The sequence below is a fragment of the Scatolibacter rhodanostii genome, assembly GCF_900197595.1.
In the GTDB taxonomy this organism is placed as follows: Bacteria; Bacillota; Clostridia; order Oscillospirales; family Acutalibacteraceae; genus Scatolibacter; species Scatolibacter rhodanostii.
The window spans coordinates 392,580-405,667 of record NZ_FZLO01000001.1 but is presented as its reverse complement, the minus strand read 5'-3'; the positions used below and the strand labels follow the sequence as shown (position 1 = coordinate 405,667).

Below are 13,088 nucleotides of genomic sequence, written 5' to 3'. Positions count from 1 at the left end.
ACTTGTTTCATTAAATTATTGAGATAGTGACTGCAAGGAATAAAAAGTAAATCTTTATTTTGTATATAAACTTGTTTGCCTTTATTGTATCATAATATAGTACAAAAAACAAACTTATTCACATCAAGCAGACTATATCTTGGGCTTTTTTTGTCTTTATCTGTGTAGAATATGAACGTTTTATTAATCTTTCGATTTCCTCTTGCAAAAATGAATAACCTATGCTAAACTGTAACTAAATTGTAACACTTATAAAAATTATGTAACGAATATAATCAACTTTTTGATGAAATAAGGCGGTTGAGATGTATAAAAGATTTATAAAAAGTGCTTCGAGATTTGTCTTAGTACTTTCGTTGACTGTCATTGCTATAATAGGTTTTAGCAGGTTATCAATACAATTGATGACTTCAGCAGAAACCAGTTCTGCCAACACTTCTTACATAGAATCGAATGACACAAACACACAACAAAGTCAAGAAATTCGTGCTGTTGTTACAAAACAAACCAATATTCTTCCTTCTGTTCTTGCCTTTTTACTTTTGGCTATCATACCAGTTCTCTATGTTCTGTTTGTATGGAAAAAAAGGAAAACAGATCCTAACTATTTCAGATCTAATGCGCAAAGGTATAGTCCAAAACAAGAAATCACCTTTAGCAACAATACTTTTGATTCAGAGTATAATCGATCTAGAATGTAATTTGCGTACAAGGGCTTTTAGTCTTTTTCATATTTTACCTCGAAAACAGAGCTGGTCTTCCAGCTTTGTTTTTCTTTATATATCAATTTAAAAAAACCAGTCTTGGTATTATCCAAAACTGGTTTTTTATTTTTATCGAGTGTCTCGAAGGTTAGAAAAGAATTCTTTTAGAAGGGTCTGGCACTCTTCCTGCATAAAATTACGAAACAGTTGTGTGCTCTGCCAACCTGAATTGCCCCAAACCTCTAATGCAGAGTGGTTAAGTTTTTCATCATCTGCGCCAAAAACCACCCTGTCAATTCGAGCGTTCAAGATAGCCCCTGCACACATGGGACAAGGTACCAGTGTCACATACATACAACAGTCAGAAAGACGCCATGAACCTAGATTTTGGCAAGCTTCATGGATGGCTTCTATTTCGGCATGGCAAAGAGCATTTTGCTTTTCCTCCCGCCGATTTCTGCCTGTTCCAACAATTACACCATTCTTTTCAATAACTGCTCCAACGGGAACATCCCCCATTTTTCCGGCTTGTTCTGCCAGTTGAAGAGCCTTTTCCATATATTGTTTTTGAGGAATAAATTCCAATTTTTTTATCTGAGACATGAACAACATTTCCTCTAAAGCATAAGATTGGTTGCAACAAAATTAAACGCTACATAGACAATTAATATCCATACCGGCACTGACGTAAACCATGTCGCTACTATCTGAGAAAATTTCACAGGAGCTTCCCAATACATAGGAGCAACATTAGACGGATAGAGCATTCCCGGCTGTGACGGATAACTTACTGCTTTCAACTTTTGAGTATCACTTTTTCTTTTATCAAACATTTTGCTGCGATAGACAGTGAATAGAACAATCAATGCCACAACACTCAATAAAATCGGAATCACCGTCAACAAGTTAGAAATCAGCAATGCTGTTTCTTCCTCAACGAAGAGATAACTATAAGAAGAAATTGTGGCTGTTAAATTATAGAGCGCATGAATCACTACTGTTACCCAAAGGTTGCGCGTTTTGATATAGATGAGTCCAAACAACATCCCCGCAATAGACGCCACGACCATAGAGGCAATATCACCATGCATAAGTCCGAAAAGTAAACCTGATGTCGTAATCGCAAAAAGCTGGCCATGTTTTTCAAGTGCCGATAAAATGACCCCACGACATACAAATTCTTCTACCAAGGGTGCTATAATAACCAGTTGCAGCAAGTATGGCAATAACAAGTCTGCCGTCATTTCGGAGGGAACGGGAGCTTCTGCTGTTCTAAAGCCAAGATACTCTACTAGCTTGCTCACCAACTGCCCTGGGATATTGGATAGGAAAGCAGCACCCACCCCCAAGAAAATGAAACATAATTTATAGAGAAAGTCTCCTTTTTCAAACTTTAAAGCTGAACCCAAAGAAAACTTAGATGTTTTTATGAAAATGAGTGTGGGGATTAAAAAACTGACTGCCGATAAAGAAGACTGGAACCAATAAAGGGTTTGTTCATAACTTGCAAAGAAATCAAATTTTCCGGCTTGTGCAAGAAATTGGACTACTGCTCCAAAAATAGCACTCAATATTAGCATGGCCATCATGGTTCCTATTAAAATAAATCCTGCACTATTTACGGAAGAACGCATTAGTTTTCTTTTTGCTTTCATTGGGTCCCAAAAAGAGTATGGCATGGCCGGCACAGCCTGAGGAGCATATCCATACATAGGTTGTGTAGCATACGGCGGTGCATACCCCGGGTTTCGGGGCAGTTCTGCTGTTGACTGCACAGATTCATCGGTAGGTGCTTTTGCTGTTTCAGCTTCAGCCCCATTATTATCATCTACGGCTTTTATCCCATCTGGAAGAGGGAGTTCCTCTTTTGGAGTTTCAACATCTTTCCCATCCGTTTTACCTGCAAAATCAGTTTCGTTCGGATAATTCATAGCAACACCTTTCCAGCATTTTGTTACATCAAAGAGCAAATTTTCGATGCAAAGTCTACTGCATCTTCAATCGGCAAACCTTCAATCAAAAGTGCCTCATTATAAAGAATCTCTGTATAGAGTTTGAGCTTTTCATCATCTTTTTCATACAAAGCCTGCAATGCTTCGAAAACAGGATGTGCCGCATTAATCTCTAGAACACGCTCGGCTTTGATTTTTTCTCCTGTTGGCATAGCATTCAATACTTTTTCCATTTCGGTGGTAATCTCACCATCAGTTGAAATGCAGACAGGGTGCTTTTTCAAACGCTTAGACAACCGCACGGCTTTTACTTTATCTTGCAGAGAATCTCTCATGAAATTAAAGAGACCTTCATTATCTTGTGCCAATTTCTCGGCTTGCTCTTTTTCTTCATCAGACTGCAAATCTAAGTCTGCAGATGAAATATTTTTAAATTCTTTTTCTTCGTAAGTGCGCAACATTTTAAGAGCAAATTCATCGATATTGTCTTTCAGGCAGAGAATCTCATAGCCTTTTTCAGAAACAGCATCAGCTTGCGGCAGCTGCAAAACCTTTTCATAGCTTTCGCCTGCACCATAATAAATATACTGCTGGTCTTCTTTCATACGCGAAACATATTCAGCGAGCGTCACTAATTTCTTCTCTGTAGAAGAATAGAAAAGAACTAAATCTTTGAGCTCATCTTTATGCATACCATATTGATCATACATACCAAATTTGAGCTGCAAGCCAAAACTCTCAAAGAATTTGTCATATTTCTCTCTATCGTTTTGCAACATTGATTTAAGGTCAGACGCAATTTTCTTTTCAATACGTCCCGCAATAATTTTCAGTTGACGGTCATGCTGCAGCATTTCTCTGGAAATGTTCAGTGATAAATCTTGTGAATCAACGAGTCCTTTCACAAAGCTGAAATGGTCTGGTAGCAAATCTGCACATTTTTCCATAATCATGACGCCACTGGCATAAAGTTGCAGTCCTTTTTCGAACTCCTTGCTGTAATAATCCATTGCCGGTTTTTCGGGAATAAAGAGCAGGGCTTCATAAGTAGCAGCCCCCTCCGTAGAGGTGCGAATGACATGGAGAGGATTTTGCCAATCCATGAATTTTTCTTTATAGAAATTATTATAATCTTCTTCGCTAACTTCGCTTTTAGATTTCTTCCAAATCGGAACCATACTGTTGAGTGTTTCCACTTCAGTATAGCTTTCATATTCAGCTTCTTTTTCTTCTGTGCCTGTGCCCTCTTTCAAGCGGCTTTTCTGCATTTCCATTTTAATTGGGTAACGGATATAGTCAGAATATTTTTTGATTAAGGAAGAAATACGATAAGCCTGCAAAAACTCATCATAATTTTCGTCTTCTGAAGATTCTTTCAGATAGAGCGTGATACTCGTGCCGTGCGTTTCTTTCTCACAAGCTTCCACTTCATAGCCGTCAGCACCTGAAGATGTCCAGCGGTAAGCTTCATCGCTGCCAAATGCTTTTGATTCAACTGTAACCGTGTCACTTACCATGAAGGCAGAATAGAAACCTACACCAAACTGTCCGATAATGTCAATTTCATCTTTTTTGTCGTTTTCATTTTTAAATTTCAAAGAACCACTGTTAGCGATGACGCCTAGATTATTTTCCAAATCTTCTTTTGTCATGCCGATACCATTATCAGAGATAGTAAGTGTACGATTTTCTGCGTCTAAATCAATTTGAATATAAAAATCGTTTCGGTCAAGACCTGTACTGCCATCATTCAAAGCTTTGTAATAAAGCTTGTCAATCGCATCGCTGGCATTCGAAACCAATTCTCGAATAAATATCTCTTTGTGTGTGTAAATAGAATGAATCATCAAATCTAAAATTCTTTTTGATTCTGTTTTAAACTGCTTGACTGCCAATTTCAATTCCCTCTTTCTTTAACTATTATCACTATTCTAATATAAAACAAAGGGGAATTCAACCAATTCCCCTTTTTAAAACTGTAAATTTTCTATGACAACTATTTGAGTTCAACAATTGTTACACCGCTTTCGCCCTCTCCATATGTGCCAAGGCGAAAACTCTTTACAATAGAACAGGTCTTTAAATGTTGTTGCACCGCATTTCGCAGCACACCTGTTCCCTTGCCGTGAATAATGGTGATAAGCGCAATACCCATGAGTGCAGCGTGGTCTAAAATGTTATCCACTTCCATCAGTGATTCTTCTACATTCATGCCTCGCAAATCAAGCTCTGTCGTTGCTTTTTCAGATACTGCCTTTGTCACCGTACGATGTTTTGGCACATTCTTCTGCGGCTTATTCGCCTGATTTTGCAGTAACCGCAGATTCTTTAGATTCACTCTTGTTTTGATAATACCGGCTTGCACCAAAACAACTTCACCCTTTGGCTCTTCGAGTACAACGGCTTTTTTATCAATATCAAAGATTAGAACATTGTCTCCCGCTTTGAGTTTTCGAGGCAACACATAATCGCCATCACTTTTTCTCTCCCTCACTGGGTTTGCCACACTATCAAGCTCTTTGATACCAGCACGCATTCTCGCCTTTTGGTCAGCCGATATTTCTTTGTTCTTTTGGCGGCGCAGCTCTTCCATTTCATGAATCAGACCTTCTGCTTTGGCTCTTGTCATGGCAACAATTTGCTCTGCATCTTGTCGAGCCTTATCAATCTCTTTTTGTGCTTTTTGCTCTGCTTCTGTATGAAATTTATTGGTCTCTTCTAATTTTTGCTGTATTTCTCGTTTCTGCTGACGACTTTCAAAAAGCTCTTTTTCTAATTTTTTGCGGCTCTTTTCCAACTGACCAATGACCTTTTCAAAACTATGGCTTTCATCTGAAACCAATTCACTGGCTCTTTCCACAATTATCTGCGGCATACCCAATCGTCTTGAAATAGCAAAAGCATTGGATTTACCCGGCACACCAATGAGCAAACGATAAGTTGGGCGCAATGTAGCTACATCAAATTCACAGCAACCATTTTCCACACCCTCGGTTTGCAAAGCATAGGCTTTCAGCTCGGCATAGTGTGTTGTACAAGCAAGGCGCACCGATTTTCTCCGAAGCTCTTCAATGATTGAAGTCGCCAAAGCCGCTCCTTCAATTGGGTCTGTACCAGCACCCAATTCATCCATCAACACCAAACTTTTTTCGTTTGCCTGCGCTAAAATTTTAATAATATTCGTCATATGCGATGAAAATGTGGATAGAGATTGTTCTATGCTCTGCTCGTCCCCAATGTCTACCAAAATGTTATCAAAAATGGCAATTTCGCTGTGGTCACCTGCCGGAATCATTAACCCACACATTGTCATCAAGGTTAAAAGGCCTATTGTCTTTAAAGCCACCGTCTTACCACCTGTATTTGGGCCTGTAATAATAAGGGTGTCAAAAGAGTTTCCCAAAGAAATATTGGTAGGCACTACCTGATGTGGGTCAATCAGCGGGTGTCTAGCTTCATGAATTAGAACCTTGCCGTCGTTATTGATTTTAGGCATAACCGCTTTCATCTTATAAGCAAGATTTGCCTTAGCAAAAATCAAATCTAGTGTCAAAGCGTGTTCGTAGCTGCGAATCACTTCACTAGCGTCTGCTCCTACTGCTGTAGAAAGTTCTTGCAAAATGCGGTCCATCTCTTCTTGTTCTTTAGCTTGTAAAACACGAATTTCGTTGTTCGCTTCTACCACGGCCATCGGCTCTACAAACACCGTTGCACCGCTGGATGAAGAATCATGTACAAGACCCGGCACTTCTGCTCTATACTCTGCTTTAACAGGCACCACAAAACGACCCGACCGCATGGTAACAATCGCATCTTGCAAATGTTTCTGATGTGTCTGTGAGCGAATCAGCTTGTCTAATTTATCTCGCACACTCACCGACATATTTTTGATTTTTCGCCGAATAGAGGCTAGCGTTACGGACGCATTATCTGACATTTCTTCTTCACTGAGTATAGCTGTGAAAATTCGATCTTCTGTCTGTTTATTGGTATAAATAACTTGAAAGTATCCATCAATTTTCGTTTTTGTACCTTCACTCTTTTGTCTCCACTGGCTAAGAGAGCGAAGCGCACGCATAGTTGAGGCTACTCGCAAAAGCTCGCCCATATTAAGGCTGCCACCTGCTTCTGCACGGCGAAGTGCATTGCTCACATTTACCATGCCATAAAAAGACGGTGAACCAAATTTAGCCGAAAGTATATACGCAGCATCCGTTTCTTCTAATTTATCTTTTACACTATTTATATCGTGCGTAGGTTCAACTGCTAAAGCCAATTCAGCAGCATCGGTGGTTGATGTTTCATTGGCAAGCATTTGCAAAATTTTATCTAGTTCCAGTGTTTTTTCATTTTTATTCATATAGCTTCCTTTCTAAAGGAATCATAACATTTCTTTTATATCTGTAAGAAAAATACATTCTGCTCGTTGTAAATGCAAATTACTCATTGGCAGACATTACTCTCATGCTAAAAACAAATGCTGCTAGTTTGCTATCATATGATAGAAGTCTAACGTTTTGGGTTTTCTGTCTAATATACTTAGCAAATAAGCTTCAGAAGCGGCGGCAAGCTCTGTTTGAGAGCTCTCCGTCAACTGAAACGCAAACATTTTCTCTGTGTCACTGTATAAAATATGACGCATCGCTTTCAACACAGCCGGATTCATGGGAGCAGAGCGCTCAGGTCCTGGTTTAAAGCAATTATCACACAGAATATTGGCCTCATTAATCATAAAATGCATATGGGGGGATTCATAAGCATTGCAAGAAGCACAGCCAACAATGTCAGGCATATAACCGGCATAGGTCAAAAGGCGCATTTCTATAATCGATTTTAGCAACAACTCTGGTTTGCTGCCCTTGCACAAAAAGTGGAGCGCATTGAGTGCTAAACGCAAATATTCAGCAGAATCCACTCCTTCAGGAGAGAACTCTGCAATAATTTCACAAAAATATTGCGCCAACGAGAGCCTACTAATATCCTTGCGCAAATCGAAGAAGACTTCAATGGGAATGGCTTCGTTAATTATGTATTTATCCCGCCCTTTGTAGAGATTTAGACGGGAATAGCATAGAATTTGTGTCGCTGAATTCTTACTGTCTTTTATATTTTTAGCCCGTCTGGCAAATGCCCGCAAAACGCCTTCATCAGCCGTCAACACCGTTACCAAACGGTCGCTCTCGCCCACCGTCTGCTCCCTGATAATCAAGCCCTGCGTTTGGATTTGCATGCTGATCCTCCTGAATAATTCCACTTCTCATCTGATGGTTTTTCATCTGTGAATATTTAATATAATCCTCTGCTTTACCTGTTTTGCAAAAGTTTTCCCAAGCGTTTTTTTCGTCCACAAATACGTCCCCCTTTCAAAGACATGAAGTTCTTATAAACAGTATTTGCACGAATTTAGATAGTTATGAATGGAAAATTATTGTTTGTTCGACAGATTGCGATAGGTTTTTCACATTTTTTATGCTTATGCTTCTTAAATTTTAAAGTCTTTTTCCGAAAATCCCAGTGATTGCAAGGTTCCCGGGCGTTGTCTCCAGTCTTCTTTTACCTTCACCCAAAGCTGCAAATTCACTTTGCAGTCAAAGAAATTTTCCATATCTTGTCTGGCTTTGGTTCCAATACTTTTCAGCATGGCTCCACCTTTACCAATGATGATTCCTTTATGGGTTGCACGTTCACAAAAAATGGTGATGTCAATGTCCAGTATCCCGTCACGTTCTTGCATTTTTTCTGTCACCGTTGCAGTTCCATGAGGAATTTCTTTGTCCAAAAGACGCAGAATTTTTTCACGCACAATTTCAGCAGCAATTACTCGTTCCGGTTGGTCGGTCAGTGTATCATCAGGGAAAAAGTGACCACCCTCCATAGCTAATTTCTTTAATTCTGCGAGCAAGGAGTCAAGACCGTCACCTTTTTTGGCTGAAACAGGCACTAACGCCGTAAAATCATATAGTGCTGCATATTTTTCAATTTGCAGCATGATGGCTGTTTTATCTTTGAGCAAATCTACTTTATTAATTGCCAGCACAACGGGAATTTTATTGCTTTGAAAACGTTTAATCAAATCCATATCCGCTTTTGAAATATCGGTTCCGGCTTCAATAACCAGCAAGCAAGCATCAACCCCTGAAACAGAAGTTGTAACGGCTTTCAGCATATAATCACCCAGCGTATTACGTGGTTTTACAAGCCCCGGGGTGTCAATAAAGACGATTTGGTCTTCTCCTTCGGTCAAAACACCCATAATACGAGTACGAGTTGTTTGTGGTTTTTTCGAAACGATAGCAATTTTCTGGCCAATCAGGCTGTTCAAAATGGAGGATTTTCCTACATTTGGTTTGCCCACAATGGCGATAAACGCCGATTTCATTTTATCCATATTTGTGTTTTCTATCATAAATTTTATGCCCTCTCTTGGCTTTATGCCTGAAAAGACACAAAACCGCTGTCAATCGGCAGCGCCGGTAATTTTATCATATGTTATTATAATTTTTCTGTCTATCTCTTAAAATCAGGCGGAGAGATTTCCCCGCCTGTTCTCATTTTATAAGTATTCACTATCTCTTCTTAAATATTTGACTGATTTTGTCGCCAATCTTAAGCGGTCCCCAAAAAATAAAAAACCATGCGATAACAAGACTGACAAGAAGTAAAATTCCTTTAACTGGATATTGTACAAATGACCACAAAAATACCCACAGAGATTCTCTCCACAAAATCATCACACCAACAAACACCGCTGTAATCGCTGTCATCAATACAGCACCTGCCGCTATATCTTTGACATCACGAATAGGGCCACAATAGTTTTTTTGGTTGAAATCGCAATGCTTTTCAATGGCTGTATTGAGCATTTCAGCAGAAATTACCACACCAATTGTCATCATCAGCACTGCTATTTCCATTCTTGTCAGCTTTAATGAAAAAGCTGCAAAAAGCACATAAGATGCTGACGTTAAGTGAATTCTCATGTTACGCTCTGACTTCACAGTGCACCAAATCCCCCGAAAGGCATCTTTAAAACTGCGAAGAACAGACCGTTTTACCAATGATTGCTTATCCATTCGTATAGCTTGCACTAGCCGGTAATCCCAATTCTTGCATGACAAGCTCTTCTTTTTCACGCATGCGAACTCTCTCAAGGCCGCCTTGTTCATGGTCATATCCTAAAAGATGCAACATGGAATGTGCTGTGAGATAAGCAACTTCTCGGCTAAAGCTGTGCCCATAATTCTGTGCTTGCTCAACTGCTTTTGGAACAGAGATTACAATATCACCGAGAATTTTTGCTCCACTCTCGTGATTTATGTCGTACTCACCGTTTTCTCCCATAGGAAAAGACAAGACATCTGTTGCGCTGTCACGATCACGATATTGCTTATTCATTTCGTGAATTTGCTCATTATCCACAAATGTCACGCTAACTTCAGCAGAATCCTCAAACTCCTCTAACTGAAGAACAGCATTGCAGCAGCGGCGTACCAACATACGGATACCTGTTGGAATCTTCACTTCTTTTTGCCTATTGGAAATAACTACTTTAATTTTATTCATATCGAATGTCCCCCTGCTCTATTTTCTACTGTTGTTCGTGGTTACTTTGCATCTCTCTCATACGCTCTTATAATATCCATAACCAATTTATGGCGCACCACATCTTTCTCTGTGAAACGGAAAATCGAAATATCTTCCACATTTTTTAGGATTCGCAAAGCTTCTTTTAATCCGGATTTTTTACCGCCTGGTAAATCAATCTGCGTTACATCGCCTGTGATAATCATTTTGGAGCCAAAACCAAGCCTTGTCAAAAACATCTTCATCTGTTCGGGAGTTGTATTCTGGGCCTCATCCAAAATAATAAAGCTGTCATCCAGTGTGCGACCTCTCATATAAGCCAGTGGCGCCACTTCAATGCTGCCACGCTCTAAATGGCGCTGATATGCCTCATTTCCCAGCATATCAAATAAAGCATCATATAGAGGGCGCAGATAAGGGTCTACCTTCTGCTGCAAATCACCCGGCAGAAACCCCAGCTTCTCACCCGCCTCTACAGCTGGTCGAGTTAAGATGATTCTGCTGACTTCTTGACGACGAAAAGCACTCACCGCCATGGCAACCGCAAGATAGGTTTTACCTGTTCCCGCCGGTCCAACCCCAATGGTAACCGTATTTTGAGCAATAGCATCACAATATTGTCTTTGCCCCACAGTTTTGGGTTTTACGGGTTTCCCTTTACTGGTCAGGCAGACATAGTCTCCTGCCATCTGCACAAAATGATTTTCACTATCTTCGTTCACCATACGAATACAGTACCGTACACTTTGATCGGTTAGTGTTTCGCCTTTATCCACAAGCGTAATTAAACTTTTAATGGCTCGAACTGCTTTAGCAACATCTTCTTCTCGACCACTGACTTTGAGTTCAGAGCCGCGGCTGACAATACTCACACTATATTCTTTTTCAATCAGACGTGTATTGCCATCAAAGCTGCCAAAAATTTCTTCCGCTTGCTTTAAGCTATCTAAAAGAATTTTTTCTTCCAAACGTCTTCCCCTTTATCTTTCCCACATAATTTTTATTGTATCATAATGGTTCCATAACCAAGAGTAATAGCAACGTTCATGCCAAGCACGATATCTAATGAATTGCTTTTCATTTAATCTATATAAACAGTAAAGCGCAAATCCTCTAAAAATAATGTCCCATCAAATTTAGTTTTAGTCGTGTTAGAATATCTCTTTAAAATAGGGTCTAAAAACAATTTCAAAAAGTTATTTATCTTTTATCAAAGCGTTCTGCATCTCACAAAATTGAATGATATTTACTAGTAGCATATGACTATAAAAAAGTAACTGTAAAGAAAAATTACAATTTCTTTACAGTTATTATACCATACTATTTTGCGATTCATCAATACAAAAGTCTATGAATTATTGATAAAAAACACCATCACTATCTGTTATATTCCACAAAACCTCTTCCTGTATTCCAATTTCCTCTTGTAATCGACAAATTGTTTTAAGTCTACATCCGGTTTCTGTCATTTCATATTCAAAGCTTTCTTCCATTATTTTGGCAGATTCATCTAATTCTCTTTTTTGTCTTGCACGTAATTGGTAAAGAGCCGCTTTTTTCATTTCTTCTTCTGTCAACTCTTTCTGCTCTTTTTCAACAAAAACATAATTTTCTTTTCGAATGCCAATTGGAATTTCTTTGCCAAGTAAATGAAGCATATTAACCTCTTCATAGACTCTGGTATTGTCTTCTACCGTTGTAAGAAATCCGAGCGGAATTTTTATACCAAAAAACAATAAATAAGAGTTCGTCTTTTCTCCTGTTTCTACTTCTATTTCTTTTATTCTAGGGACTTCAACCTCATAGTTTCTTACTGTCTCGGCAATTACACTTCCTCTGGCTTTGAGAACATAACTCTTAACCGGTGCTTTTTTTTGGATATAAGGCGACAAGTTTTCTGAGTAAATGCCTGTGATTAACAGCTGGCCTTTCTCGACAACATCGCCAATATCTACTTTTTTCATGCCCGTCTGTGCTTCTATATGAACAATTACGCCTTCTTTTTCGGCAATGATATTCGACGGTGTATCGCCCAGCTCCATTTCGGGCTTTTCTTCTGCTTCTTTTATCTCAATCTGCACTGTGCAGCCGTCTGTATTAAAAGATACCCAACTGATTTCAGGAATCTTTACTTTCATTTCGACAGCAGCGGCAGCAGCATTGAAATTTTTTTGGGAAGCTCCTTCATACACACCAATCTGTTTTGCTGCCTCTCTAACTTGCGCCTGTGTCAAGCTTTCAAGTCCGTTCACTTCTACATTCCAAATAAATCCACTTAGAAAAAAATAGAGGACGATGCCCATAACAGTCCCCAAAAAAAGCCCTTTCCGCCGGCTAAAGCGGTAGGTATAAAAAGGAAGTCCCCTCTTATAGCGACATCTCAATTTTGTAGAACATCGTTTGCTAATAGCGCGCAGTTTTTTATACTGATTTGCTCGTATGTATCCCACTGATTTTTCATTTTTTCTTCTTATATTCCACATTTGCAAGTTACTTTTTACAGCAACATTTAAAAACCTTGCCGTTTGGCCCTCTATTTCGAAACAGGCATATCCCGTCAACCAATGAAAAATTTTGCTAACCATTTTCCCTCCGCTTTATGTATATTCCACTGCATGAATATACCCGTCTATAATAGCTGTGTTTTCTGTCAACACTCTCAAACGCATAGAATGACCCGTAATATTGGCCGTAATTCTCCCTAAACGAACAGCTACTTTATTTTCATCATAGTCAATAATGCCGTCGCACCCATCTATAATCACAGAGCGGTTGCCAACCAATTCAATCCTTGGTCCGCGCATTGATTTCTCTTCCATAATATCCCCCTTTACCTATCTTCTAATCA

13 protein-coding genes are annotated in these 13,088 nt (G+C 39.2%); 1 reads left to right on the top strand and 12 read right to left on the bottom strand.

Features of this window, described 5'->3' with window-relative positions; genetic code table 11:
- The first annotated feature begins 401 nt into the window (after positions 1–401).
- On the top strand, positions 402–701 hold the full coding sequence (locus CS931_RS01875; RefSeq protein WP_143826220.1) for a hypothetical protein: 300 nt from the start codon (positions 402–404) through the stop codon (positions 699–701).
- 132 nt (positions 702–833) lie between these two features.
- On the opposite strand, the gene CS931_RS01870 is transcribed toward CS931_RS01875, so the two are convergent.
- The 12 genes from CS931_RS01870 to CS931_RS01820 form a co-directional block, all read right to left on the bottom strand.
- Entirely contained in the window at positions 834–1,307 is a 474-nt protein-coding gene (locus CS931_RS01870; RefSeq protein ID WP_099204061.1) for a nucleoside deaminase, read from the bottom strand.
- Between the two features lie 14 nt (positions 1,308–1,321).
- Positions 1,322–2,635 (bottom strand): CPBP family intramembrane glutamic endopeptidase, encoded by a 1,314-nt coding sequence (locus tag CS931_RS01865; RefSeq protein ID WP_099204060.1) that lies wholly within the window; start codon positions 2,633–2,635, stop codon positions 1,322–1,324.
- 23 nt (positions 2,636–2,658) lie between these two features.
- Positions 2,659–4,551, bottom strand: a complete 1,893-nt coding sequence (htpG, locus tag CS931_RS01860) for a molecular chaperone HtpG (protein ID WP_099204059.1) — start codon at positions 4,549–4,551, stop codon at positions 2,659–2,661.
- Positions 4,552–4,652: 101 nt separating this feature from the next.
- Positions 4,653–7,016: an endonuclease MutS2 gene (locus CS931_RS01855; RefSeq protein WP_099204058.1), complete on the bottom strand. Its 2,364-nt coding sequence runs from the start codon at positions 7,014–7,016 to the stop codon at positions 4,653–4,655.
- 123 nt (positions 7,017–7,139) lie between these two features.
- Positions 7,140–7,886 (bottom strand): DNA repair protein RecO, encoded by a 747-nt coding sequence (recO, locus tag CS931_RS01850; protein WP_099204057.1) that lies wholly within the window; start codon positions 7,884–7,886, stop codon positions 7,140–7,142.
- Complete coding sequence (locus CS931_RS12555; protein ID WP_143826219.1) at positions 7,804–8,004, bottom strand: hypothetical protein; 201 nt, start codon at positions 8,002–8,004, stop codon at positions 7,804–7,806. Before CS931_RS12555 ends, recO begins: the two co-directional genes overlap by 83 nt.
- Before the next feature lie 134 nt (positions 8,005–8,138).
- The gene (gene era / locus CS931_RS01845) at positions 8,139–9,062 is read right to left on the bottom strand and encodes a GTPase Era (protein WP_099204056.1); all 924 of its coding nucleotides are present in this window, start codon (positions 9,060–9,062) and stop codon (positions 8,139–8,141) included.
- A 160-nt stretch (positions 9,063–9,222) separates the two neighbouring features.
- A complete protein-coding gene (locus CS931_RS01840) occupies positions 9,223–9,729 on the bottom strand; it encodes a diacylglycerol kinase family protein (protein ID WP_159459715.1) in 507 nt (168 codons plus the stop codon).
- Positions 9,722–10,219, bottom strand: coding sequence for an rRNA maturation RNase YbeY (ybeY, locus tag CS931_RS01835; protein WP_099204054.1), 498 nt, complete (start codon positions 10,217–10,219; stop codon positions 9,722–9,724). The genes CS931_RS01840 and ybeY overlap by 8 nt, the downstream gene beginning before the upstream one ends.
- Positions 10,220–10,260: 41 nt before the next feature.
- Entirely contained in the window at positions 10,261–11,208 is a 948-nt protein-coding gene (locus CS931_RS01830; protein WP_099204053.1) for a PhoH family protein, read from the bottom strand.
- A 387-nt stretch (positions 11,209–11,595) separates the two neighbouring features.
- A complete protein-coding gene (locus CS931_RS01825) occupies positions 11,596–12,825 on the bottom strand; it encodes a sporulation protein YqfD (RefSeq protein WP_099204052.1) in 1,230 nt (409 codons plus the stop codon).
- Positions 12,826–12,837: 12 nt separating this feature from the next.
- Positions 12,838–13,059 (bottom strand): YabP/YqfC family sporulation protein, encoded by a 222-nt coding sequence (locus tag CS931_RS01820; RefSeq protein ID WP_099204051.1) that lies wholly within the window; start codon positions 13,057–13,059, stop codon positions 12,838–12,840.
- Positions 13,060–13,088 lie beyond the last annotated feature (29 nt).

What these genes read in the sequence shown, in the direction of transcription:
- CS931_RS01870 (WP_099204061.1), bottom strand. Translation starts at nt 1,307, where the DNA reads ATGTCTCAGATAAAAAAATTGGAATTTATTCCTCAAAAACAATATATG.
- CS931_RS01865 (WP_099204060.1), bottom strand. Translation starts at nt 2,635, where the DNA reads ATGAATTATCCGAACGAAACTGATTTTGCAGGTAAAACGGATGGGAAA.
- CS931_RS01855 (WP_099204058.1), bottom strand. Translation starts at nt 7,016, where the DNA reads ATGAATAAAAATGAAAAAACACTGGAACTAGATAAAATTTTGCAAATG.
- recO (WP_099204057.1), bottom strand. Translation starts at nt 7,886, where the DNA reads ATGCAAATCCAAACGCAGGGCTTGATTATCAGGGAGCAGACGGTGGGC.
- era (WP_099204056.1), bottom strand. Translation starts at nt 9,062, where the DNA reads ATGATAGAAAACACAAATATGGATAAAATGAAATCGGCGTTTATCGCC.
- CS931_RS01840 (WP_159459715.1), bottom strand. Translation starts at nt 9,729, where the DNA reads ATGGATAAGCAATCATTGGTAAAACGGTCTGTTCTTCGCAGTTTTAAA.
- ybeY (WP_099204054.1), bottom strand. Translation starts at nt 10,219, where the DNA reads ATGAATAAAATTAAAGTAGTTATTTCCAATAGGCAAAAAGAAGTGAAG.
- CS931_RS01825 (WP_099204052.1), bottom strand. Translation starts at nt 12,825, where the DNA reads ATGGTTAGCAAAATTTTTCATTGGTTGACGGGATATGCCTGTTTCGAA.
- CS931_RS01820 (WP_099204051.1), bottom strand. Translation starts at nt 13,059, where the DNA reads ATGGAAGAGAAATCAATGCGCGGACCAAGGATTGAATTGGTTGGCAAC.